We start from the raw sequence: 23,171 nt of genomic DNA on the forward strand, positions 1-23,171 counted from the left end.
TTGTATGGCAATTTACACTTGACCCAATCTTAAATCCCCTTATAATCGCATTCAGATTCTCCAATAGCTCAGTCGGTAGAGCGACGGACTGTTAATCCGCAGGTCCCTGGTTCGAGCCCAGGTTGGAGAGCCAAATACTAAAAAGCCCAAGCATTTAAGACTTGGGCTTTTTTTATGCAAAAAAAATCCCCCACTTGGGAGGATTTTCTCAACCATATTTTAAGCTGCTTTTGCTGGAACTCCACTGTGAAAACGGAAGGTTTCATCAGGTGTTAAGATGAGTTGCTTTTCAACTTCACGAATGTGCTCTATACGACTTTGAATATCCTCCTCAGGATCTTTCAATTTCGCAGTTTTAGCCACATCCAGAGCTAGAGCCAAATAATCCTCGTAATGGCGTGATTCAGATTTTAGTAAGTAGCGATAATAGCGCCCTAATTCCTCATCGACTCTAGGCGCTAATGCATAAAAACGTTCACATGAGCGTGCTTCCACAAACGCACCAATAATTAAAACATCAATTAGCGCTTCTGGTTCATACGTCCGAATTTCTTTGCGTAAGCCACCCGCATAACGCCCAGCACTTAAACCGACCCATTGCTGCCCGCGCTTGTTCATAAACTCTAAAACCTGCTCATAATGCAGCATTTCCTCACGCACTAATTGAGCGAGCTTAACTTGTAAATCTACAAAAAAGCTGTATCTAAACATGAGATTCATGGCTGTACTGGCTGCTTTCTTTTCACAGTTCGCATGATCTTGCATCAAAATATCAAGATTATTTACAGCCTCATCTAACCAAGCTTGTGGAGTTTCGCAACCAAGGAAGCTTATGACAGGCTTCATTAATTCATCATAATCAATATTTGACATAGTACTCATCAATCTTATCGTGCAGCTTTGATTGCTGCTTTCATATCTTGAACTGCTTGCGTAAGTCCTTTGAAAACAGCATCGGCAATCAGAGCATGTCCAATATTCAATTCGTGTATTTGAGGAATTGCTGCAATAGGAGCAACATTGTCAAGATTAAGTCCATGCCCAGCATTTACGACCAAACCTTTAGCAGCAGCGTATTCTGTTCCACGGATAATACGTTGTAACTCTACCTGCTGTGCTTCTTCTGTTTCAGCATCTGCATAAGCACCTGTATGAATCTCAATAGTTGGCGCACCACAGGCAATTGCAGCATCAATTTGTTCAATATCAGCATCGATAAATAACGATACATCACATCCAATCGCTGCTAATTCCTGTGTAGCAGACTTAACAGCCACAAAATTACCAACAACATCTAAGCCACCTTCGGTCGTGACTTCTTGACGCTTTTCAGGCACAAAACACACGTGATGCGGCTTTATTTCTTTAGCAAATGCCACCATCTCATCTGTCACTGCCATTTCAAGGTTCATGCGTGTTTTAAGTACAGGGCGCATGCGACGGACATCATCATCATGAATATGACGACGATCCTCACGTAAATGTAATGTAATGCCTTCAGCCCCTGCCTCTTCACAAATTAGTGCTGCCTGTACTGGATCCGGGTAGCGTGTGCCTCGAGCCTGTCTTAGAGTTGCAACATGATCAATGTTCACACCAAGCAATGCAGCCATAACATTTTCCTAATTTGATTTTGATTGAGCGTTTTGAATCCACAATTGACGACTTTTTAGTGGGCGATCACCCAATAATGAAGTAATCATTTGACGATATAATTTATTCAGTAATTGTAACTGTTCAACGTTGAAATCTGTACCATTTTCATAATTTATCATGCTGCGAATTTGCTCACCTGTCAGTGTAGCGGCACTTGAATACTGAACTGGTATGAAGCCTTCGTTTAATTGAAATTGATATTTTTGTGAAGTTAAAATTTCATTTTGGTGTGCATCTATCGAGTAATCAATCGCATAACCAAGCTCTTCTAGAAGTACGTATTCAAATTGACGAAGAATTTGCTTCAAGAATTCGTTAGGATTTGAATGTTGAGCTAATTTTTGTAAACTTTCTAATGTCTTGTGGTACTGTGCAAAAGTATCTGGCATTGCCTCTTCTAATGGACATAATCTCAATAAGATTTCATTTAAATAAAATCCTGAAAAGAATGCATCTCCATGAAAAAAAATAGGATGATTAACAATTTCTAATTTTGTGAAATTTTTTAATTCAGACTTACCTGTCGCTTGGAGTGCGATAGGCTGATATTGCGGTGGTGGAGGTTGTCTTAGTATGCCGTCAACTCGTCCATACTCTTCAGTGAATAAATGGACAATATGACTCCGCTCTCGATACTTTCGATGATGGATTAAGTATCCATGCAAAAGTTCATTTCGCATCGACTAATCTTATTATTTATCTTTCTTTAGTTCTTTTTCATCATCGTCATCACCATCGGGAATAACAGCCCCAACTACTGCTGCAGTACCTTTGACGACTCCTTTGGTGGTTTTATACGCAACTTTTACAGGAACTGTGACAACTTTATGAATGCAACCTTGTAAAACCAAAGCACATACAATTATCGCAACCATCTTCATCATCATCAGCTCCTATAACCGTTTAATCCTTAGATATCACTATACCCTAGGCTTTTTAATGCACGCTCATCATCAGACCAACCGCCTTTGACTTTAACCCAAAGGGTGAGCATGATCTTTTCTTCGAACATTTTTTCCATATCAGCACGTGCATCCATACCAATTTTTTTCAACTTTGATCCTTTTTCACCGATGACAATGGCTTTTTGCCCAGGGCGATCAACAAAAATCGTAGCATCAATATAGGTACAAGCAGGCTTCATACGACCAGTTTTCTCATTTAAAGTCGCTTCTTCTGTTTTAAACGATTCAATTTGAACCGTTAAATCATATGGAAGCTCTTCACCCAGTTGACGCATGATTTTTTCACGAATAATTTCAGAAGCTAAGAAGCGTTCAGAACGATCTGTGAGTTGATCTAGTGCATACAATGGTGGTTGAAACGGTAAGTATTTTTCGATCGTATCTCGAAGATGATCAAGGTTAGCGCCACGCAATGCCGATACCGGAACGATCTCAGCAAAATTCATTAATTTAGTACGTTCTTGAATTAGTGGTAATGCCTGATTTTTATTCTCAAATGTGTCCAATTTATTAATGACCAAGATGACAGGCATTTCGGCATTTTTGAGCTTCTCAAGGACTAATTCATCATTTTGAGTCCATTTGTCAGCGTCTACAACAAACAGTACCAGATTTACATCACGCAAGGCTGAATGAGCTGCACGATTCATCATTTTATTGATAGCACGGACTTCTTTCTTATGCATTCCAGGGGTGTCAACAAATACTGCCTGAGATTTCTCACGCGTATCAATGCCCACAATCTTGTGTCGAGTTGTTTGAGGCTTACGAGACGTAATCGAAAGCTTCTGACCCAAAATATGGTTCATTAATGTAGATTTACCTACATTCGGACGACCTACAATTGCTACAAAGCCACTTTTGTAGTCTGAGGGAATTGTAGTACCTTGAGAACTAAAAAATTGATTGATTAAATCATTGCCGCTGTCTTGCGACTCGTGATCAGCATCGATGTGATCGGAATGAGTAGTCATGAAGACTTTTGCTCCAAAAATTTTAAAATTTCCGCCGCTACTGCTTGCTCAGCAAAACGACGACTTGAACCCTCACCCATACATTTTGGCAAGCCTTCAACCATACATTCCACTTTAAAATGTTGGTTTGGTGCATCACCCTGAATATCAACAACCTCATACACTGGGAGAGGTTTTTTACGAGCTTGAAGATACTCTTGTAAACGGGACTTAGGATCTTTCAATTGATCTGTTGGTTCAATATGATCTAAATAAGGTTCATACCATTTCAACACAATTGATTCTAACAACTTTAAATCTTGGCTATCAGTATAGATTGCACCAATAATCGCTTCGACTGTGTCAGCGAGTATCGACTCTCTATGATGACCACCAGATTTTAATTCACCAGTACTGAGTATTAAACTCTGACTAAGTTTCAAATCTGTTGCAATTTTGCCTAACGCTTCTTGTCGAACCAAAGTAGCTCGCATACGCGTCAGACGACCTTCGTTTTCATGTGGATAAGCATGATAAAGGTAATTGGCAATAATCATACCTAACAATGAATCGCCTAGAAACTCTAGGCGTTCATAGTTATGTTTATGGCTAACCGATCGGTGTGTCAACGCAAGTTGAAGTAATTCAATTTTCTTAAACTGATAACCGATGCGACTCAGTAAGCGAGAATCACTTACTTTGAACTGACCTTTGATCAAAACTTTTCTCGAATGTGAGGACTAAATCAATATTAAATAAGAATGGCTTTCTTACTTCATATTTCTTTGTCACTTGTAAACCTTGTTTAGATTTGACAGTCGCAATATCTTTGAACTCAATGTCACGGATATTGTTCATGCTAAACTTCTGCCCCATTGTTGAAGCAAACTGTTGTGGTGTTGTCGCCTTTAAGCTGATTGCAACTTGTTCTTCAATCAATTGATTGATTAGTCGGTCATCCCAATAAGGCTGCCACAATGTTACGAGCACTTTAAGTCCAAATGCCGCAACAATTACCCCTAATAAAATCGCTGTATACGATGCACCACGTTGAGTGTTACGCATTTTTTATTATCCATATATTTGAAGATTACTGAATTTGACCATTACGACTGAATGATGGCAATTTCAAACCAGCTTCTTTATGCATCCATACATAAATTGCTTGTCCTGTTAAATTTGCCTCAGGTACGAATCCCCAGATTCGACTATCAGCACTCTGATCACGGTTGTCACCCATGGCAAAATAATATCCTTTCGGAACAGTTACTTCCCAGCTTTGACCATTTGTTCTCACAAAGCGATCATTCGCAGTGGCAACATAAGGAAGATCTTGTTTGGTTTGTGCATAATTGAAATGCGCAATAATCGGGTTTTGACCTTCCAAATTACGAACCAAATACTTATGATCACCTAAAGTTTCATAATGATAAATTGAATTTGGCGTGTCTGAAACATCTTTTGCACGATTAAATTCAGCCGGTTCCGTTACAACTTTTTCACCATTGATGGTTAATTGATTATTCTCAAAAACGATATGATCACCAGGTAAACCAATAATACGCTTAATATAGCTAATTGATGGGTTTGGTGGATATCTAAATACCGCCACATCACCACGTTCAGGCTCATTGACATTCAAGACTTTGGTGTTGCTAATCGGTAAACGAACACCATATTGATATTTGTTCACCAAGATATAATCACCCGTTTCCAATGCCGGAACCATGGATTCAGAAGGAATATTATAAGGTTCAAAGAAGAATGAACGCAGCACTAACACAACTGCAAGTACAGGCCAAAAATCATATGCCCATGTAATAATGAAATTTTCATTCCCTTTTCCTTTGGTTGCTCTTTGTTTGAGCACCAATTTATCCAGCAACCATAATCCAAAAAAGATTAGGGTTGCTGGTACGAGAATGAGGTTAAAATCAAAATCCATGGGATATTCCTTGTTGTTATCGCTCTACTTTTAAAACAGCTAAGAAAGCTTCTTGTGGGATCTCTACACTACCCACCTGCTTCATACGTTTCTTACCTTCTTTCTGTTTAGCGAGAAGTTTCTTCTTACGTGAAACGTCACCACCATAACATTTTGCCAATACGTTCTTACGCATTGCTTTTACTGTTGAACGCGCGATAATTTGAGCACCAATCGCAGCTTGAATCGCCACATCAAACATTTGACGAGGAATCAAATCTTTCATTTTTTCTACAAGTGCAATACCACGATGACGCGCATCTTGACGGTGACAAATCATTGCCAATGCATCGACTTTTTCACCATTGATCAAGACATCTACTTTTACAAGAGAAGAAGACTCAAAACGGACGAAGTTGTAATCTAATGATGCAAAACCACGTGAACATGATTTCAATTTATCGAAGAAATCCATCACGACTTCAGCCATTGGTATCTCAAATGTAATGGCTACTTGGTTTGCCATAAACTTCATATCTTTTTGAACACCGCGTCGTTCAACACACAACGTCATTACATTACCAAGATATTCTTGTGGCACAAGGATATTACATTCTGCAATCGGCTCTCGAAGATCCTCTACAGTAGATCCATCTGGCATTTTTGATGGACTGTCGATATAAACTGTCTCACCACTTTTCATGACAGCTTCATAAATTACAGTCGGTGCCGATGAAATCAGGTCTAGATCATATTCACGCTCTAAACGCTCTTGAACAATCTCCATGTGCAGCATACCCAAGAAACCGCAACGGAAACCAAATCCTAATGCATCTGAACTTTCAGGTTCAAAGAATAATGCTGAATCGTTAATTTGCAATTTTTGTAAGGCTTCACGGAAAGGTTCAAATTCACTCGAATCAATTGGGAATAAACCAGCATATACCTGTGGTTTAACTTTTTTGAATCCAGGTAAAGTTTCTACTTCCGGCGTTGTAGCAAGTGTAATCGTATCTCCAACTGGCGCACCAAAAATATCTTTGATACCAGCAATCACAAAGCCAACTTCACCTGCTTCTAAAATATCAGTTTCTGTATGTTTAGGATTAAAAATACCGACAGAGGTAATGATGTGCGTTTGACCTGTTGATTTCATCAACATTTTATCGCCTTTACGCACCCGACCTTGCTTAATACGAACTAAGGATACAACACCTAAATAGTTGTCAAACCATGAGTCAATAATTAAAGCTTGAAGCGGCGCTTCACGGTCCCCCGTCGGAGCAGGAATGGTATTCACAAGTGTTTCTAAAACACCTTCGATTCCTAATCCAGTTTTAGCTGAACACGTAGGTGCTTCAGTTGCTTCAATTCCGATAATGTCTTCAATTTCTTGAATAACACGCTCTGGTTCAGCTTGAGGTAAATCAATTTTATTAAGTACTGGAAGAACCTCAAGACCTTGCTCAATAGCTGTATAACAGTTTGCAACTGACTGAGCTTCAACACCCTGAGCTGCGTCAACAACTAAAAGTGCACCTTCACAAGCAGCAAGTGAGCGCGAAACTTCATATGAGAAGTCAACGTGCCCAGGTGTATCAATAAAGTTCAGTTGATATTCTTCGCCATTTGGGTGTGTATAATAAAGCGTCACAGATGCAGCTTTAATGGTAATCCCGCGCTCACGCTCAAGCTCCATTGAGTCTAGAACTTGCGCTTGCATTTCGCGATCTTGCAAACCACCACAGGTCTGAATAAAACGGTCAGCTAAAGTTGACTTCCCGTGATCAATGTGAGCAATGATCGAAAAGTTACGTATATTTTTGATATTTACGGATTTTTTAGCTTGCGCCATGGGTTACCTTGAACAATAAATTGCGCTATGCATGAAATAAAAACTACATAGCAAAAGCTGTTTAACAAATTGCGGACGATTATAGCAGATGGATTTTTCAAAGTATTCATAATAATGAACACCATGTGGTGAAATATTTAATTCGTTCGACTCAAGCAATTCTTTAGTTAGCGGGTAAAGAATAATCTTGAGTGAAATCCAAAGGATTTACTACCTCAGAAATAGGCTGATAAGCTTGAGTAAATGTTGGAGATAATCGTTTAGGTCTGCCTGTCGCAATCTCTACACAGGCCCATTTGGTATTTCCCACAAATAATAATGATTGGTCTGAAGGTCTAAAAAAAGCGTACTGACGGAATGAATACATCGCATTCAAATCATTAAGCCAAGTTCTTAAAATAATTTCATCATTTTCAAAACACGCCTTTCTGTAATTCATGTGATGCTCAACTGCAACCATGGCATGTTTGAGTTCTAGATATTGCTCAACCCCTAAACCCAGTTGTTCAATATGTGCTGTTGCAACATCTTGCATCCATTTTACATACACCACATTATTCACATGACCTAAAATATCAATGTCTTGTGCTGTTGCTTTTATTTTAAGGTCAAAGATTGTACTCACTGTATTCCCTTGTATTGCGTATTCATCATCAACATTCGAAAAGAGTTTAATATAATTTTAGGGTTAAATAAAAAAGACCTTGCTGTCGCAAGGCCTTTTATTCAATTCATGTTTACTTGATTCTCAATCCGATCATGGCATTTCGCCCTTCACGGATGATACCCACTCGTGCAACTGTATTCGTTTTAAGATTAGCCACCGCTTCCACAAAATCTTGTGTTGTACTTACATTCTTACCATTAATCGAGGTGATCACATCACCAGCCATAATACGAGATTGTGCCGCCAAACCTCCGCGTACAACCTCTTGAATGTAGACACCACCTTTAACACCAAGACGTGTTTTTTCAACAGGTGCAAGTTCGCGAATCGCAACACCTAGTGTAGGTCCGCGTTTTTTGGCTTCACTTACATTTTGCGCTTGTGCTGGTGTTTCATCTGGTGCTGATGCAAGTGTTGCTGTAATCGTACGTACACGTTCATCACGCAATATTTCTAACTGAATTTTTTGATTTGGCTGTGTTCTATTTAAGTAATTTAATAGCTCACTCGTTCTTGAAATTGCAGTTCCGTTGTACTTCAAAATAATATCATTTTGCTTTAAGCCAGCGCGCTCTGCTGGGGAATTTGGCGCAATTTCTGTGATTAAAGCACCTTCAGGTTTTGGTAGTTTATAAGCTTCTGCGAGGTTACGATCAATCTCTTGTAAATGAATACCAAGATATGAGCGAGTAACTTTACCATTTTTCTTTAATTGATCCGCCACATCCATGGCTACATCGATTGGAATGGAGAACGACAATCCCATATATCCGCCAGTACCACTGAAAATACGAGAGTTCACACCAATCACTTGACCTTGTTGATTAAACAATGGTCCCCCAGAGTTACCAGGGTTTAATGCGACATCGGTTTGAATAAACGGAACTGATGTTTCACCCAACATATTTCTTGATTTGGCACTGACAATCCCTGCAGATGCCGAGTACTCAAAACCAAACGGTGAGCCAATGGCGAGAACAGGTTCCCCAACTCTTAATTGGTCGATATTCCCCGTTGAAAGTGCTGGGTAGTTCGTACCTTCAACTTTCAGTAATGCCACATCAGTACGTTCATCACTACCAATAACTTTGGCATCAATCTCGCGACGATCATTTAACATGATGGTGATTTGTGAAGCATTTTCTACAACATGATGGTTGGTAATCAGGTAACCATCACGGCTAATAAAAAATGCACTTCCAAAACCCGTTTTCTCTTGAGGAGCTTGGCGCTGCGGAATAATAATTTGATTGCCGAAGAATCGTTTCAGTAGTTCAGGTACTTGTTGTTGAAGAATTTCTTCTTGTGTCATTTTCTTAACAACATTCACGCTGACGACACCCGGACTTACTCGCTCTACAAGATTTGAAAAGTCAACAGTAGCCGCCGCTTGAGTTTGTACTGCCGCAGTAAAGACTGCAGCAAAAAGTCCTGATGCTATAACGCGATTTTTCATGTTAAGTGAACTCTCATTTATGATTCTTGGATAAAATAATTTTTAGCACAATCAAAATTCTCTGTGCGTAAATAAATGTTTCTATATTAATAGAAAACAATACTTTACTTAAAATATGATTAAAAACTAATAGTTCAAGTGCATAAAAAAAAAATTGATCAATCAAACTCTTGAATTTTGCTTTGAAAAAGAGCCATATTAACGCACTTTTAAAATTCAGTTTGCGAATGGAAATGCCGAAAAATACAAGTACGCATCAATTTGATGTGATTATTGTGGGCAGTGGCGGTGCGGGTTTAAGTCTAGCACTCTCATTACCTGATCATTTTAATATCGCAGTGTTAGCAAAATCTCATTTGAAAGATGCCAGCACGTATTATGCACAAGGAGGCGTTGCAGCTGTTCTTGATGAGGCTGATTCTATTCAACAACATATTGATGACACGCTCATTGCAGGTGCTTATCTCTGTGAAAAACAAGCTGTTCAACACACGGTTGAAGGAGGAAAACCCTCTGTTGATTTTTTACTGAAACAAGGCGTTAAATTCACACTAGATGATGAAGATAACTTGCATCTCACACGTGAAGGTGGGCATTCTCAGCGCCGCATTATTCATTCCGCAGACGCAACAGGGAAAGCAATTTCAACCACTTTAGTTGAACGGGCACAAGAAAAAAACAATATTCACATCTTTGAAAATTACATTGCGATTGACCTCATTACAGCGCATAAGCTGGGGCATTTGAATCAGGAAAATCGTGCTTTAGGCTTATATGCTTTAGATGAGCAAACCGAGCAAGTGCATACTTTCTTAGCACCATTTACTGCACTGGCATGTGGCGGTGCCATGAAAGCATATTTATATACCTCTAACCCTGATATCGCTACAGGCGATGGTATTGCAATGGCATATCGTGCTGGATGCCGCGTCGCCAATATGGAATTTAATCAATTCCACCCAACCTGTTTATATCATCCTCAAGCACGTTCCTTCTTAATTACTGAAGCAATGCGTGGTGAAGGCGCTTATCTTCGTTTACCTGACGGCGAACGCTTCATGCTTCGTTTCGATGAACGTGCAGAGTTAGCACCACGTGATATTGTAGCTCGAGCTATCGACTACGAAATTAAAAGATTGGGTATACGACATGTATGGCTAGATATTACCCACAAAACCCCTGAGTTCATTAAAGAGCACTTCCCCACTTTGTATGCTCGCCTACTCGAGCTGGGTATTGATATTACCAAAGATATGATCCCAGTTGTGCCAGCAGCGCACTACACCTGTGGTGGTGTCGTAGTCGATGAACATAGTCAAACGGACATTCAAGGTCTATATGCGATTGGTGAGACGTCTTATACGGGTTTACACGGCGCCAACCGTATGGCAAGTAACTCACTTTTAGAATGTTTTGTTTATGGCATGAGTGCAGCAAAGCATATTCAAGATCAACATCAAAATATTATAGATCACTATGAAGTTCCTGAATGGGATGCTTCTCAAGTCATGAATCCTGATGAAGACGTTGTCATTTTGCAAAACTGGGATGAGTTACGTCAGACCATGTGGAACTATGTAGGTATTGTACGAACGACCAAACGTTTAGAACGTGCATTACATCGCGTTGAAATGCTGAAACATGAAATCACCGAATATTATCAAGATTATCATGTCAGTAAAAATCTAATTGAGCTTCGTAACCTTGTACTCGTTTCTGAGATGATTATACGTTGTGCGATGCAAAGAAAAGAATCACGCGGATTACATTACACTTTGGACTATCCTGAGCCTTCGCAAGAATTACGAAAAACCGTACTCACCCCACCAAATTTTGAAGTGGAAACACCTTTAGTTGAGGTTTAAGTTCAAAATAAAAAAAGCGAGTTCATACTCGCTTTTTTATGCCCTTTTGGGAGGAATTGAGTAAGTCCCAGTAACGTGAGCTATCGGCTCATCATCCCCAATAGAGTACAAGTAAACCTCTCCGACAACTAGAGTTTTGCCAACTTTCATTAATTTACAAACACCCTTGATGTCACAACCACCTTTCGGTTTTTTAAGAAAGTTTATATTCATATTGGTCGTCACTGTAAGACCTACAATACCAATTTCTCCCAGTATTGCGATATACAATCCATAATCGGCTGCTGTCATCATAGTCGGACCTGAAACTGTCCCTCCAGGTCTTAAATCATTTTCATCAACATGATAAATGACTGTAGCACCACGTGGCTCTACTGACACTATTTCACATTTTTGGAGACTTTGTGGAAATTCGGTTTGTAGGAATTTGAATATTTCTTCTTTATTACTGATCATATTGAGTCTAATCGTTTTTCCATAAACAATGACTCAATATAAATCATATTTGCTTTTTTAATTAGCACTTATGCTCAGCTTTCCATGAACTAATTCGTTCAATTGCATCATTAAATACTTGCTCAGGACTTTGTGTTGCATCAATACGCTTAACACGATTCGGCTCTAACTGATGCAATTCAGCAAATCCTGCACGTACTTTTTCAAAAAAAGCTGCTTTTTCTTGTTCAAACCGATCCAATGCTCCACGCGCTCGTGCTCGTTGCATCCCGAGTTCTGTCGGAGCATCCAACCAAAATGTCAGGTCTGGCATTTTTAGGACAAAGTTTTGGTTTAAAAGCGCTAATTTTTCACGGCTTAATCCACGACCTGCACACTGATACGCGAAACTGCTATCACAAAATCGGTCACATAACACAATCGAACCATTTTCAAGTGCAGGTATTATGACTTGTTGCAAATGTTGCGCTCGAGCTGCGTACATTAATAATAGTTCAGTATCATTACTCATTCTTTCTTCATGATTCACTGTCAGAAGTACGGAACGAATTTGCTCAGCGAGCGGAGTACCACCTGGTTCACGAGTTAGAACAACTTGCTTTGATTGCTCAAGGAAGTAGTCACGAATTTTATGAATCAATGTCGTTTTACCAACACCTTCTGTGCCTTCAAAGCTAATAAACACGTCTATTTTACCCCTTACTTTTTAGATCGAATCACAGCAAGATATTCTTGAACAGCGCGATTATGGTCATCTAGATTGGTACTGAATTTGTGACCTCCATTTCCAGTCGCCACAAAATAAATATAGTCAGAATGATCTGGATGCATTGCCGCTTCGATCGCTTTATCACTTGGTAATGCGATCGGTGTTGGTGGCAATCCGTAATTCGTATAAGTGTTATATGGTGTTGGCGTTTTTAAATCTTTACGGGTAATGTTACCCGTATATTGATCGCCCATACCGTAAATCACGGTTGGATCAGTTTGTAAACGCATACCAATTTTTAATCGACGAACGAATACGCCCGAGACTTTATCTAACTCATGATCAACATTGGTTTCTTTCTCAATGATTGATGCCATGATGAGCGCTTCATATTTATTTTTATACGGCAAATCAGAAGCTCGATTTTCCCAGGCTTTATCTAGCGCCTTCATCTGGTGTTGATACAAATCAGTTAAAATTTTACGATCTGTTTCACCCTTTGCAAAAAAATAAGTATTTGGCGCAAACAATCCTTCTGGATGTGAAAATGGAATATTCAATTCCTTTAATATTTCTGCATCGCTCAAATGAACCAGCTCTTTCGTCACCAATTCATCATTCTTAAGCGCATTTTTTAACTGCTTAAATGTTGCACCCTCAATGACCAAAATTCGATTCAATTGTGCATTTTCAGAATTTGAAATCATGTCTAGAACTTGACGGACACTCATTCCCTCTTTGACCTCATAGACTCCAGCTTTCATGCTGTCATGAATCATGAATCGTTGATAAATCTTTAAAATAATGGGAAATGAAACTTGTTTATTTTTAGCTAAACGATCAATAAATTGTGAGTAAGTATCACCATGATTAATCGCGAGCATTTGCTTTTTACCCTCTACAGGATAATCCTTCCATAGACTTGCAGATAGAATCATGGTTGCAAGCAACATTAGACCTGCAATAATGAATAAAAGCGCTTTAGGTTTAAAGGATGTCTTGCTGTTCTTTTTCTTTGTTGATTTCTGAGGAGAGGACATAAGCTTTAAATCTGATTAAGTTGAAGGTGGTGAAAAAGATCAATACACGCTTGTGTATCTAATCGACGATCATCAAGGCAAGAGGCGATTTTCATTGGGTGGAGCGCATTACAATAAAATACACTTTGAATGTGAAGAAGTTCATTCAAATCAATTACTCTTTTTTGGAACGTTATACCATAATGATTCATACGCTCCAAAATTTCAGCACGCATCACCCCATGAACGCCATTATAACGAAGTTCAGGACAAATCCACGTATCATTCAATCGTATAAAGCAGTTACTGCTGATTCCTTCAACAATATAGCCTTGAACATCTGTAACTAAAGCTTCTTGAAAACCCTTCTCATCAGCTTCCTGCTTTAGTAACACTTGTTCTAACCGATTCAGTGATTTAATTCCCACCAATTGTGGCATGGTTAAACCCATTACTCGCTCAAGTAAACCACTCTCAATGACTTCATAGTGATGATCAGTCACGTTTTGCGGATAATAATACAACCAAAGATCTGCTGAATGATGAGGTAAACTGTATCCTCGTTGCCCCTCGCCTCGACTCAGTACAATTTTAATCGTCCCGTTTAATTGATCATACTTTTGCTGTAAATACTGGATAGACTCAGAAATATAGTCAAGATTAGCTTGAAGTGACAATCGCTCAATGGCGGTATTCAATCTTTTTAAATGACGTTCAAATAATTCAATTTTATTATTTCGAATTCTCGCCGTGGTAAAACAGCCATCTCCATAATGGAAGCCTCGATCAAAAATAGATATTGCATCCATTGGCTTGGCATTTTTTAAACAGATCATTTCAAGCAACCTCATTCCGTTCTCATAGTGTAAAAAGTCACTCACAAAATGAATAGCTGTTTTGATCATAACTTTTTCATTTCTTCTTATTTTTTTATTTTAAAAAATTTCCCTATGCTCAAATCATCAAAAAACGACAAACACATAGGAATAATGATGCGTTCTTTTAAAATTGGGGTCATTGCAGCTTTACTTTCAGTCACTTCTGCTTCTACACTCGCAAAAGATTTTTTAAATGTTTCATATGATCCAACTCGCGAACTTTATGACAACTTTAATAAAGAGTTTGGAGCATATTGGAAAAAGCAGACTGGTCAAGAATTGAATTTTAAACAATCTCATGGTGGATCTGGTAAACAAGCCCGTGCGGTCATTGATGGCCTAGATGCAGACGTCGTGACTCTCGCACTCGCAGCAGATATTGATGCGATTGCTGAAAAAACCAATTTATTACCAAAAGACTGGCAGAAAAAATTCCCACAGAACTCTACACCCTATACCTCAACCATCGTGTTTTTAGTCAAAAAAGGCAATCCCAAAGGGATCAAAGACTGGGGAGACTTGATTAAAAATGATGTTGGAATTATTACGCCAAACCCTAAGACGTCAGGTGGTGCGCGTTGGAATTACTTAGCAGCATGGGCTTGGGCAAAACACCAACCCGGCGGTAACGATGCTAAAGCACAAGAATTTGTACGAAAAATTTATAAAAATACTAAAGTGTTAGACTCTGGTGCACGTGGTGCAACAACAACTTTTGCAGAGCGTGGCATTGGAGATGTACTCCTGGCTTGGGAGAATGAAGCACATTTAGCTCTTCGTGAACAACCTGGAAAATTTGAAATCATTACACCAACACTTTCCATTCTTGCTGAGCCCCCTGTAGCAATTGTTGAGAAAAATGCGCAAAAAGATGGCAACCTCAATGTAGCAAAAGCCTATTTGAATTATCTGTATTCTCCAGCTGGTCAAACCATTGCTGCCAAAAACTTTTATCGACCACGAAATGCAACGGTACTTTCAAAATATCAATCCGTGTTTAAACCTTTAAAATTAGTCACGATTGATAAAGAGTTTGGAGGTTGGACAAAAGTCCAAAAACAACATTTTGATAATGGCGGGATATTTGATCAAATTGTCAAAGCAAACAGTAATAAATAAATTAAGATTTAAGCATTAACTTATCGCTTGCCGATCATATTCATGATCGGCATTTTTTTAACAATACACCTAAATCTTTTTTTTTCATATAAAATTCATTTTTTATTATTTTTTATGCATAAAGATTAGATTTATTCTAGCGCCATGTAACAGAATATTTTCTTTTGAGGTTGCCATGCGCTTTTCAGCTAAATTAAAACTTGGGGTTCTCGCAGCTTTTGTTTCAGCTGCTTCGCTTAGCGCTTCCGCTAAAGATTTATTAAACGTCTCTTACGATCCTACTCGTGAATTCTACGTAGAAGTAAATAAAGAATTTGGTGCGTATTGGAAATCTCGGACTGGGCAAAACGTCAACTTTCGTCAGTCACATGGCGGTTCAGGTAAACAAGCGCGTGCAGTCATTGATGGTTTAAATGCAGATGTCGTGACTCTCGCACTGGCAGCTGACATTGATGCGATTGCTGAAAAAACCAATTTATTACCAAAAGACTGGCAGAAAAAATTCCCACAGAACTCTACACCCTATACCTCAACCATCGTGTTTTTAGTCAAAAAAGGCAATCCAAAAAATATTAAAGACTGGGGTGATTTAGTAAAACCGGATGTGGACATTATTACACCAAACCCTAAGACGTCAGGTAGCGCACGTTGGAATTATTTAGCGGCTTGGGCATGGGCCAAACACCAACCAGGTGGAAATGACGCCAAAGCACAACAATTTGTTCAGCAAATTTATAAACAAACTAAGGTCTTAGATTCAGGTGCTCGTGGCTCAACTACAACTTTTGCTGAACGCGGTATTGGCGATGTTTTGCTTGCTTGGGAAAATGAAGCTCATTTAGCACTGCGTGAACAACCCGGTAAATTTGAAATCGTGACGCCATCACTTTCTATACTTGCTGAATCACCTGTAGCAATCGTTGAAAAAAATGCAGAAAAATCAGGCAATAAATATTTGGCGCAAGGTTATTTGAATTTCCTTTACTCGCCTAAAGGACAACATATTGTCGCAAAGAATTTCTATCGTCCCCGTAATCAAACTGTATTAAAACAATATTCATCAACATTTAAGCCACTGAGATTGGTCACAATTGATCAAGAGTTTGGTGGCTGGGCGAAAGTACAAAAAGCTCATTTTGAGAATAATGGTATTTTTGACCAAATTACCAAAGCAAATAACACAAAAAAATAACCAATGGAGCATGACATGATACATACACTCATTGTACCCGGCGTCGGCGGAAGTGATGAAAATCATTGGCAATCATGGTTGCAACGTCAAGTCATGCCATGCTCACGTGTTCAACAAGATGATTGGAACTTTCCTTTACTCTCAGATTGGATCCATCGTTTTGTAGAAAAAATTTCGCAGATAGATGCACCCGTACAGATTGTTGCACATAGTTTTGGCTGTTTAACGTCTGTCGCTGCTCTGCATCAGTACCCAGAAATAGCACAGAAAGTTAAACAACTGGTTTTAGTTGCACCAGCCAATCCAAGTCGTTTTGGTGAGAATGGTTTTGCTCGTTTGAGTTTGACTGATTATAGTTTTTACTTTCATCAAATTAAGATTAGCGTTCCCACAAAAATGCTCATCAGTGAAAATGATCCGTGGTTAGGTTTTGAGGATGCAAAAAAACTAGCAAAATCATGGGGTGTAAAACCGATTAACTTAGGTCAAGTTGGTCATATTAATGTTGATTCAGGATTTGGACCATTTCCAGAGATCTTCGATTTTTTGATTCATGATAAGCTGTCGAACTATATCAATAGTATTGATAATGGCAAGTTGTATTACAAATTTGCAATTTAAAGTTCGCCACTTATTCTTGATAAATTTTTCAATTCAATTGCTTATTGATTTCGGTAAGCTTTTTCTCTCATTTGAGGAGTAGTCATGTCGCAGCGATCCCGAGTGCTGCCAGGATTTGGTCTATCTCTAGGCTTTACCCTAGCGTATTTATCTTTAATTGTGCTCATACCCTTGTCGGCTGTTTTTATTAAGTCTTTAGGTATTGGCTGGGAAGGTTTATGGGAGATTTTAAGCTCTGAGCGTATCTTAAAATCATTACAACTAAGTTTCAGTGCTGCACTTATTGCTGCCTTCATTAATGTTGTATTTGGCTTATTACTCGCTTGGTGTCTCGTGCGCTATAGTTTCCCTGGTAAACGAATTGTTGATGCATTGGTTGATTTACCCTTTGCGTTACCAACAGCTGTTGCTGGGATTGCATTAACATCTTTATATGCTCCGACAGGCTGGATTGGTCAATATCTTGAACCCTTAGGCATTAAAGTCGCTTATAGTCCTATTGGGATTACATTAGCCCTGATATTTATTGGCTTACCTTTTGTGGTTCGTACAGTACAACCTGTACTGAGTGACTTAGAGACTGAACTTGAAGAAGCAGCGTCAGCATTGGGTGCAAATCGACTGCAAATTGTAACCAAAGTGATTTTACCAATTCTTTTCCCTGCTTTAATCACAGGATTTGCTCTCGCTTTTGCCCGTGGCGTGGGTGAATATGGTTCAGTTATCTTTATTGCAGGTAACCAACCCTTCGAAACTGAAATTGCGCCATTAATGATTATTTCTCGATTGGAAGAATATGACTATGCAGGTGCAACTACGATCGCCGTTGTCATGCTCCTTATTTCATTCGCTATCTTGTTCTTGATTAACTTGTTACAAGCATGGGCGAGTCGTCGTACAGGGAGAACTGCACAATGAGTTTGAATACAAATAGCAATGCTTTAGCGGAAAAATTGCAATCTCGTGATGCGACGCGAGAACCGACTTGGGTTCGTTGGACACTTATTGTCGTTGCCATGATTTTCTTCCTCAGTTGCTTAATCCTGCCTTTGATTTTAGTTTTTGTTGAAGCATTCAAACAGGGTGTCGGCGTTTATACGCAAGCTTTAGTCCATCCAGATACGTTGTCGGCTGTAAAGCTCACCTTACTAACAGCTGCAATTGCTGTACCGCTCAACGTAGTATTTGGTGTGGCGGCGGCTTGGTCTGTTGCGAAATTTAATTTCCGTGGTAAATCCATATTGACCACGATTATCGATATGCCTTTCTCAGTATCACCTGTAATCGCAGGTTTGATGTTGGTATTGATGTTTGGTACTCAAGGTTGGTTCGGTGGATGGCTGATAGATAACGACATTAAGATTCTATATGCCGTTCCAGCAATTGTACTAGCAACCATCTTTATTACAGTTCCTTTTGTGGCGCGTGAGCTCATCCCACTGATGGAAGCTCAAGGTACAGAAGAAGAGGAAGCGGCAATCGTTTTAGGTGCTTCAGGCTGGCAAACTTTTTGGAAAATCACGATTCCAAATATTAAATGGGGCTTGATATACGGGGTTATTCTTTGTAACGCACGTGCAATGGGTGAATTCGGGGCAGTCTCTGTAGTATCGGGTCATATTCGTGGAGAGACCAATACATTGCCACTGCATGTAGAGATTCTCTACAACGAATATACCTTTAGTGCAGCATTTGCTGTTTCATCCCTCTTGGCTTTATTGGCGATTGTGACATTGATTCTTAAAACATGGGTCGAAATTCGCCAAGAGAAATTAAGCAAACGTAATGAAGATTCTACAGTTTAAAGGAAGTATCCGATGAGTATTCAAGTTAAAAATATTGAAAAACACTTTGGTGCTTTCCATGCACTAAACAATATCTCCCTAGATTTTCCTGATGGCCAACTCGTAGCATTATTAGGACCTTCAGGCTGCGGTAAAACAACTCTACTTCGCATTATTGCTGGTCTTGAATCTGCCGACAGCGGTCAAGTGATCCTCGAAGGTCAAGATTCAACGAATGTTCATGTCCGTGAACGTCAAGTTGGCTTCGTATTCCAACATTATGCTTTATTCCGTCATATGACAGTATTTGACAATATTGCTTTTGGTTTACGTGTTCGTCCACGTTCTACACGCCCCTCAGAATCTGAAATAAAAAAACGGGTTACACGACTACTCGATTTAGTTCAATTAGGATTCTTAGCAGATCGTTATCCAGCACAATTGTCTGGTGGACAGCGTCAACGTATTGCACTTGCACGTGCGCTTGCAGTTGAACCTCGTGTACTACTTCTGGATGAGCCATTTGGCGCACTTGATGCAAAAGTTCGTAAAGAATTACGTCGCTGGCTGAGAACTTTACATGATGAACTCCACATCACCTCGATTTTTGTAACCCACGATCAAGAAGAAGCGCTTGAAGTTGCAGATCAAATCATTGTAATGAATAAAGGTAATGTTGAACAAATTGGCTCACCTCGTGAAGTTTATGAAAAACCGGCAACGCCTTTTGTATTTGACTTCTTAGGTCAAGCCAACAAGTTCGAAGGTCATAATCAAGCGGGAATCGTACAGATCGGAAATGATCGCATTCAACTGCCTTTAGCTAAAGATGCACCTGAAGGTAAAGTGATTGCCTTCATTCGACCAGATGAGTTCCAAATTCATGCTCAACCTACAGACAATGCAATTCAAGCAACGTTCTTACGTGAAGTTTGGATTGCAGGAAAAGTGGTTGCCGAACTTCAAGGTCAAGATGGCAATCACATCGAAATTCTACTCACTCCAGATGAAGCTAAACTGCATCAATTCCGCCCAAATCAATCGGTTTGGTTAACGACTAATACATTGCACTTATTTGCACAAGAAAACGCATAAAAATGTGTAGATGGGGCTTTTATATAGCCCCATCATTTTAAAGGTAACAAAGACTATGAACTTTCAACAATTAAGAATTATTCGAGAAACCGTCAGACAAAATTTTAATTTAACGGAAGCTTCCGCTGCCCTTTACACGTCTCAATCAGGCGTAAGTAAACATATTAAAGATTTAGAAGATGAATTAGGCGTTCAACTATTTATCCGAAAAGGTAAACGCTTATTAGGGTTAACTGAACCTGGTCAAGCTTTGCTCGGTATCGTAGAGCGCATGCTGGTCGATGCAGACAATATTAAAAGATTAGCCGATGATTTTAATCGTGTAGATGAAGGTACATTAACCATCGCAACCACTCATACTCAAGCGCGATATGTATTACCACCTATCGTAAATTCATTCAAAAAATTATTTCCGAAAGTTCATTTGATTTTGCAACAAGCAAGCCCAACTGAAATCACTGAAATGTTACTTTTAGGCGATGCAGATATTGGTATTGCGACTGAGAATCTGACTACTGAAGAAAACTTAGCAAGTGTCCCTTTTTATAACTGGAAACACAGTATTATTACGCCTCAAGGTCATCCACTTACTCAAATAGCAGCGCGAGAGATTAGTTTAGAACATTTGGCAGAGTATCCGATTATTACCTATCACGGTGGTTTTACGGGACGTTCAAAGATTGATAAAGCCTTTGAAGACTCAGGACTTGATGTTGATTTAGTGATGTCTGCGCTTGATGCTGATGTAATCAAAACTTATGTGGAATTAGGTATGGGTGTCGGTATTGTCAACGATGTAGCCTACGATACAGAACGAGATCATCGCTTAAAACAAATTGACACTGATTTATTCGGGGTGAATACCACTTGGATTGCTGTACGAAAAGGTCATTTGTTACGTGGATACGGTTACGAGTTTATTTCGCTATGTGCACCTAGTGCTGATATCAAAGCATTAAAACGTGTGGCTTATCCTGAAGATTAATAAGCCACAAATAATAAAGGCGCCTATAGCGCCTTTATTATTAGCATTTACTTGCATAAAAAAACGAGCCGAAGCTCGTTTTTTTTAATAGGATCTTACCAGTGGAAGCTCACACCCACTTTACCAACTGGAAGCCATTCGTATTTATCTTTAGATTCGATTTTGCGCTCAAGATCAGAAGCTGCTAAATCGCCTGTAGCCGTATTTGTGCTACCTACAGCTGCTAATCCTACAGCATCAATGTTTGCTGATGGATTGCCAGTATAATATGCACCAACCTCACCAAACACACCGAAGTTTTTGTTGATTTTTGGTGCAAAACCAAAGCCTACGTATGGAGCAAAGTCATTTTTGTAAGACATTTTACCTTCTACGGAACCTTGACCTGATGGTGCATAATAATTATTGCCATCGATTTTCAAAGTATCGTTATTGTTGTTTAGGCGCTTGGTAACATCATAGTCATTATCGATATATGCTACACCAGCAGCCATATATAGACCTTGAGCCCATGGATTTTGACTCGCGCCCCAAGGACGAATCTCAGCATTTAAGTATGCCAAACTATTATCCATATCTAAATCGTACTTAGTACCGTCAATAGATAAATCATCAGACCAAGAGATATCACCACCGTTGTAACCTAAAGCAAGACCAACGTATGGGTTAGCAGTCCAAAGTAATGCACCACCGTAACCAGTTGTACCAACTTCAGCACGAACACCAGTAGGGATTAATTGATTAGCTTCAAATACATTACCTGTACGTACTACTTGAGTGTCCGCCATAGCGAAGCCTGAAACAGATAATGCTGTTGTAACAGCGAGTAATTTTAACACTTTCATTTTTTTCTCCTCAAAGAAATGAGTTGTTCTTTAATCATTAATGTGTTCGACTCGGAAGCATCTTAATGGAGATTTCAAAGCTGGTTAATATTCAAATTGATGCTTTTTTGTTATTTTTTGATACAATTTTGATTTAGTTGTTGTTTTATAAATAATTTGCACTTAAGTCTTTTATTAACTTTTATTAACATACTTATAAAGATTAGTCATTATTGTCGGACATTTTTTCAGGATTAATTGTAATTTTTATAATCAATTTAGTGTAAAATCTTTGAAATTTTTTTTGGAAGAGAAGATTATGTCTCAGCTTTCGTCAATCATCGAACAAGCGTTTGAAGATCGTGCAAACTTCACAGCTACAGATTGCCCTGCTGAAATTCGCCAAGCAGTCGAGGAAGCAATTGCTGGCTTAGATAATGGTTCATTACGTGTTGCTGAAAAGATTAATGGTGAATGGGTTGTTCATCAATGGTTAAAAAAAGCTGTTCTATTGTCATTCAAACTTAATGATAATAAACCAATCGAATCATGCGATCTCCAATTCTATGACAAAGTAGACACTAAATTTACAGGTTGGACTGAAGAGCAATTTAAAGCAGCTGGTGTACGTGTTGTACCGCCTGCAGTTGCACGCAAAGGTTCTTATCAAGCTAAGAATGTTGTACTTATGCCATCTTATGTCAACATTGGTGCTTATGTTGATGAAGGTACAATGGTTGATACATGGGCGACTGTAGGTTCATGTGCGCAAATTGGTAAAAATGTTCACCTTTCTGGTGGTGTTGGGATTGGCGGTGTACTTGAGCCTCTTCAAGCGAACCCTACGATCATTGAAGACAATTGTTTTATCGGTGCACGTTCTGAAATCGTTGAAGGTGTAATCGTTGAAGAAGGTTCAGTGATTTCAATGGGTGTTTACATTGGTCAATCAACTAAGATTTATGACCGTGAAACAGGTGAAATTCACTACGGTCGTGTTCCAGCTGGTTCAGTGGTAGTTTCTGGTAGCCTTCCTTCTAAATGCGGTAAATACAGCTTATATGCTGCAATTATCGTGAAAAAAGTCGATGCTCAGACTCGTGCTAAAACAAGTTTGAACGACTTATTACGTGCTGACTAATTTTTTT

At 39.1% G+C, this 23,171-nt stretch carries 25 protein-coding genes and 1 tRNA gene; 10 read left to right on the forward strand and 16 right to left on the reverse strand.

Annotated elements, in window-relative coordinates; translation table 11 throughout:
* The first annotated feature begins 57 nt into the window (after positions 1-57).
* Positions 58-133 (forward strand) — tRNA-Asn (locus FTV32_RS08705).
* Between the two features lie 86 nt (positions 134-219).
* Here the strand turns inward: FTV32_RS08705 and FTV32_RS08710 are convergent.
* The 11 genes from FTV32_RS08710 to FTV32_RS08760 all read right to left on the reverse strand — a co-directional run bounded on the left by FTV32_RS08710 (position 220) and on the right by FTV32_RS08760 (position 9,476).
* Positions 220-873, reverse strand: coding sequence for a tRNA-(ms[2]io[6]A)-hydroxylase (locus FTV32_RS08710; protein ID WP_180028430.1), 654 nt, complete (start codon positions 871-873; stop codon positions 220-222).
* A 14-nt stretch (positions 874-887) separates the two neighbouring features.
* The gene (gene pdxJ, locus FTV32_RS08715; RefSeq protein WP_180028431.1) at positions 888-1,613 is read right to left on the reverse strand and encodes a pyridoxine 5'-phosphate synthase; all 726 of its coding nucleotides are present in this window, start codon (positions 1,611-1,613) and stop codon (positions 888-890) included.
* Between the two features lie 9 nt (positions 1,614-1,622).
* Positions 1,623-2,336 (reverse strand): DNA repair protein RecO, encoded by a 714-nt coding sequence (locus tag FTV32_RS08720; protein ID WP_180028432.1) that lies wholly within the window; start codon positions 2,334-2,336, stop codon positions 1,623-1,625.
* A gap of 12 nt (positions 2,337-2,348) precedes the next feature.
* On the reverse strand, positions 2,349-2,540 hold the full coding sequence (locus FTV32_RS08725; protein ID WP_180028433.1) for an NF038104 family lipoprotein: 192 nt from the start codon (positions 2,538-2,540) through the stop codon (positions 2,349-2,351).
* Between the two features lie 26 nt (positions 2,541-2,566).
* Positions 2,567-3,595: a GTPase Era gene (gene era / locus FTV32_RS08730; RefSeq protein WP_035267178.1), complete on the reverse strand. Its 1,029-nt coding sequence runs from the start codon at positions 3,593-3,595 to the stop codon at positions 2,567-2,569.
* The gene (gene rnc / locus FTV32_RS08735) at positions 3,592-4,293 is read right to left on the reverse strand and encodes a ribonuclease III (protein WP_035267179.1); all 702 of its coding nucleotides are present in this window, start codon (positions 4,291-4,293) and stop codon (positions 3,592-3,594) included. The genes era and rnc overlap by 4 nt, the downstream gene beginning before the upstream one ends.
* Entirely contained in the window at positions 4,265-4,639 is a 375-nt protein-coding gene (locus tag FTV32_RS08740; RefSeq protein WP_180028434.1) for a DUF4845 domain-containing protein, read from the reverse strand. Before FTV32_RS08740 ends, rnc begins: the two co-directional genes overlap by 29 nt.
* Positions 4,640-4,664: 25 nt before the next feature.
* Positions 4,665-5,519 carry a signal peptidase I gene (gene lepB / locus FTV32_RS08745; RefSeq protein WP_180028435.1) on the reverse strand — a complete coding sequence of 285 codons (855 nt, stop codon included), beginning with the start codon at positions 5,517-5,519 and terminating at the stop codon, positions 4,665-4,667.
* A 16-nt stretch (positions 5,520-5,535) separates the two neighbouring features.
* Positions 5,536-7,353 (reverse strand): translation elongation factor 4, encoded by a 1,818-nt coding sequence (gene lepA / locus FTV32_RS08750; RefSeq protein ID WP_180028436.1) that lies wholly within the window; start codon positions 7,351-7,353, stop codon positions 5,536-5,538.
* A 163-nt stretch (positions 7,354-7,516) separates the two neighbouring features.
* The gene (locus FTV32_RS08755; protein ID WP_180028437.1) at positions 7,517-7,978 is read right to left on the reverse strand and encodes an acyl-CoA thioesterase; all 462 of its coding nucleotides are present in this window, start codon (positions 7,976-7,978) and stop codon (positions 7,517-7,519) included.
* A gap of 112 nt (positions 7,979-8,090) precedes the next feature.
* Positions 8,091-9,476 (reverse strand): Do family serine endopeptidase, encoded by a 1,386-nt coding sequence (locus tag FTV32_RS08760; protein WP_179997898.1) that lies wholly within the window; start codon positions 9,474-9,476, stop codon positions 8,091-8,093.
* A 233-nt stretch (positions 9,477-9,709) separates the two neighbouring features.
* On the opposite strand from FTV32_RS08760, the gene nadB reads away from it, so the two are divergent.
* Entirely contained in the window at positions 9,710-11,341 is a 1,632-nt protein-coding gene (gene nadB, locus FTV32_RS08765; RefSeq protein ID WP_373683328.1) for an L-aspartate oxidase, read from the forward strand.
* A gap of 36 nt (positions 11,342-11,377) precedes the next feature.
* On the opposite strand, the gene FTV32_RS08770 is transcribed toward nadB, so the two are convergent.
* The 4 genes from FTV32_RS08770 to pabC form a co-directional block, all read right to left on the reverse strand.
* On the reverse strand, positions 11,378-11,797 hold the full coding sequence (locus tag FTV32_RS08770; protein WP_035267192.1) for a PaaI family thioesterase: 420 nt from the start codon (positions 11,795-11,797) through the stop codon (positions 11,378-11,380).
* Between the two features lie 61 nt (positions 11,798-11,858).
* The gene (gene tmk / locus FTV32_RS08775; RefSeq protein ID WP_180028439.1) at positions 11,859-12,482 is read right to left on the reverse strand and encodes a dTMP kinase; all 624 of its coding nucleotides are present in this window, start codon (positions 12,480-12,482) and stop codon (positions 11,859-11,861) included.
* Positions 12,483-12,496: 14 nt separating this feature from the next.
* The gene (mltG, locus tag FTV32_RS08780) at positions 12,497-13,546 is read right to left on the reverse strand and encodes an endolytic transglycosylase MltG (protein ID WP_180028440.1); all 1,050 of its coding nucleotides are present in this window, start codon (positions 13,544-13,546) and stop codon (positions 12,497-12,499) included.
* Between the two features lie 5 nt (positions 13,547-13,551).
* Positions 13,552-14,361: an aminodeoxychorismate lyase gene (gene pabC, locus FTV32_RS08785; RefSeq protein ID WP_180028461.1), complete on the reverse strand. Its 810-nt coding sequence runs from the start codon at positions 14,359-14,361 to the stop codon at positions 13,552-13,554.
* Positions 14,362-14,514: 153 nt separating this feature from the next.
* Here pabC and FTV32_RS08790 point away from each other — a divergent pair, with 153 nt between their 5' ends.
* The 7 genes from FTV32_RS08790 (at position 14,515) to FTV32_RS08820 (ending at position 21,199) form a co-directional block, all read left to right on the forward strand.
* Complete coding sequence (locus FTV32_RS08790; RefSeq protein WP_306669937.1) at positions 14,515-15,522, forward strand: sulfate ABC transporter substrate-binding protein; 1,008 nt, start codon at positions 14,515-14,517, stop codon at positions 15,520-15,522.
* Positions 15,523-15,697: 175 nt separating this feature from the next.
* Positions 15,698-16,714 carry a sulfate ABC transporter substrate-binding protein gene (locus FTV32_RS08795; RefSeq protein WP_180028442.1) on the forward strand — a complete coding sequence of 339 codons (1,017 nt, stop codon included), beginning with the start codon at positions 15,698-15,700 and terminating at the stop codon, positions 16,712-16,714.
* A 15-nt stretch (positions 16,715-16,729) separates the two neighbouring features.
* A complete protein-coding gene (locus tag FTV32_RS08800) occupies positions 16,730-17,335 on the forward strand; it encodes an alpha/beta hydrolase (protein ID WP_180028443.1) in 606 nt (201 codons plus the stop codon).
* A gap of 84 nt (positions 17,336-17,419) precedes the next feature.
* Positions 17,420-18,253 (forward strand): sulfate ABC transporter permease subunit CysT, encoded by an 834-nt coding sequence (gene cysT / locus FTV32_RS08805; RefSeq protein ID WP_035267202.1) that lies wholly within the window; start codon positions 17,420-17,422, stop codon positions 18,251-18,253.
* Positions 18,250-19,140, forward strand: coding sequence for a sulfate ABC transporter permease subunit CysW (gene cysW, locus FTV32_RS08810; protein ID WP_180028444.1), 891 nt, complete (start codon positions 18,250-18,252; stop codon positions 19,138-19,140). Before cysT ends, cysW begins: the two co-directional genes overlap by 4 nt.
* Before the next feature lie 12 nt (positions 19,141-19,152).
* A complete protein-coding gene (locus FTV32_RS08815; RefSeq protein ID WP_180028445.1) occupies positions 19,153-20,214 on the forward strand; it encodes a sulfate/molybdate ABC transporter ATP-binding protein in 1,062 nt (353 codons plus the stop codon).
* Between the two features lie 55 nt (positions 20,215-20,269).
* A complete protein-coding gene (locus FTV32_RS08820; RefSeq protein ID WP_092767071.1) occupies positions 20,270-21,199 on the forward strand; it encodes a CysB family HTH-type transcriptional regulator in 930 nt (309 codons plus the stop codon).
* A gap of 95 nt (positions 21,200-21,294) precedes the next feature.
* Here FTV32_RS08820 and carO read toward each other — a convergent pair whose 3' ends face one another.
* Complete coding sequence (gene carO, locus FTV32_RS08825) at positions 21,295-22,044, reverse strand: ornithine uptake porin CarO (RefSeq protein ID WP_180028446.1); 750 nt, start codon at positions 22,042-22,044, stop codon at positions 21,295-21,297.
* A 298-nt stretch (positions 22,045-22,342) separates the two neighbouring features.
* Between carO and dapD the strand changes: the two genes are divergently transcribed.
* Positions 22,343-23,164, forward strand: a complete 822-nt coding sequence (gene dapD, locus FTV32_RS08830; protein WP_035267212.1) for a 2,3,4,5-tetrahydropyridine-2,6-dicarboxylate N-succinyltransferase — start codon at positions 22,343-22,345, stop codon at positions 23,162-23,164.
* The last annotated feature ends 7 nt before the right edge of the window (positions 23,165-23,171 follow it).

Source organism: Acinetobacter sp. YH16032, from assembly GCF_013417345.1.
Taxonomy (GTDB): Bacteria; Pseudomonadota; Gammaproteobacteria; order Pseudomonadales; family Moraxellaceae; genus Acinetobacter.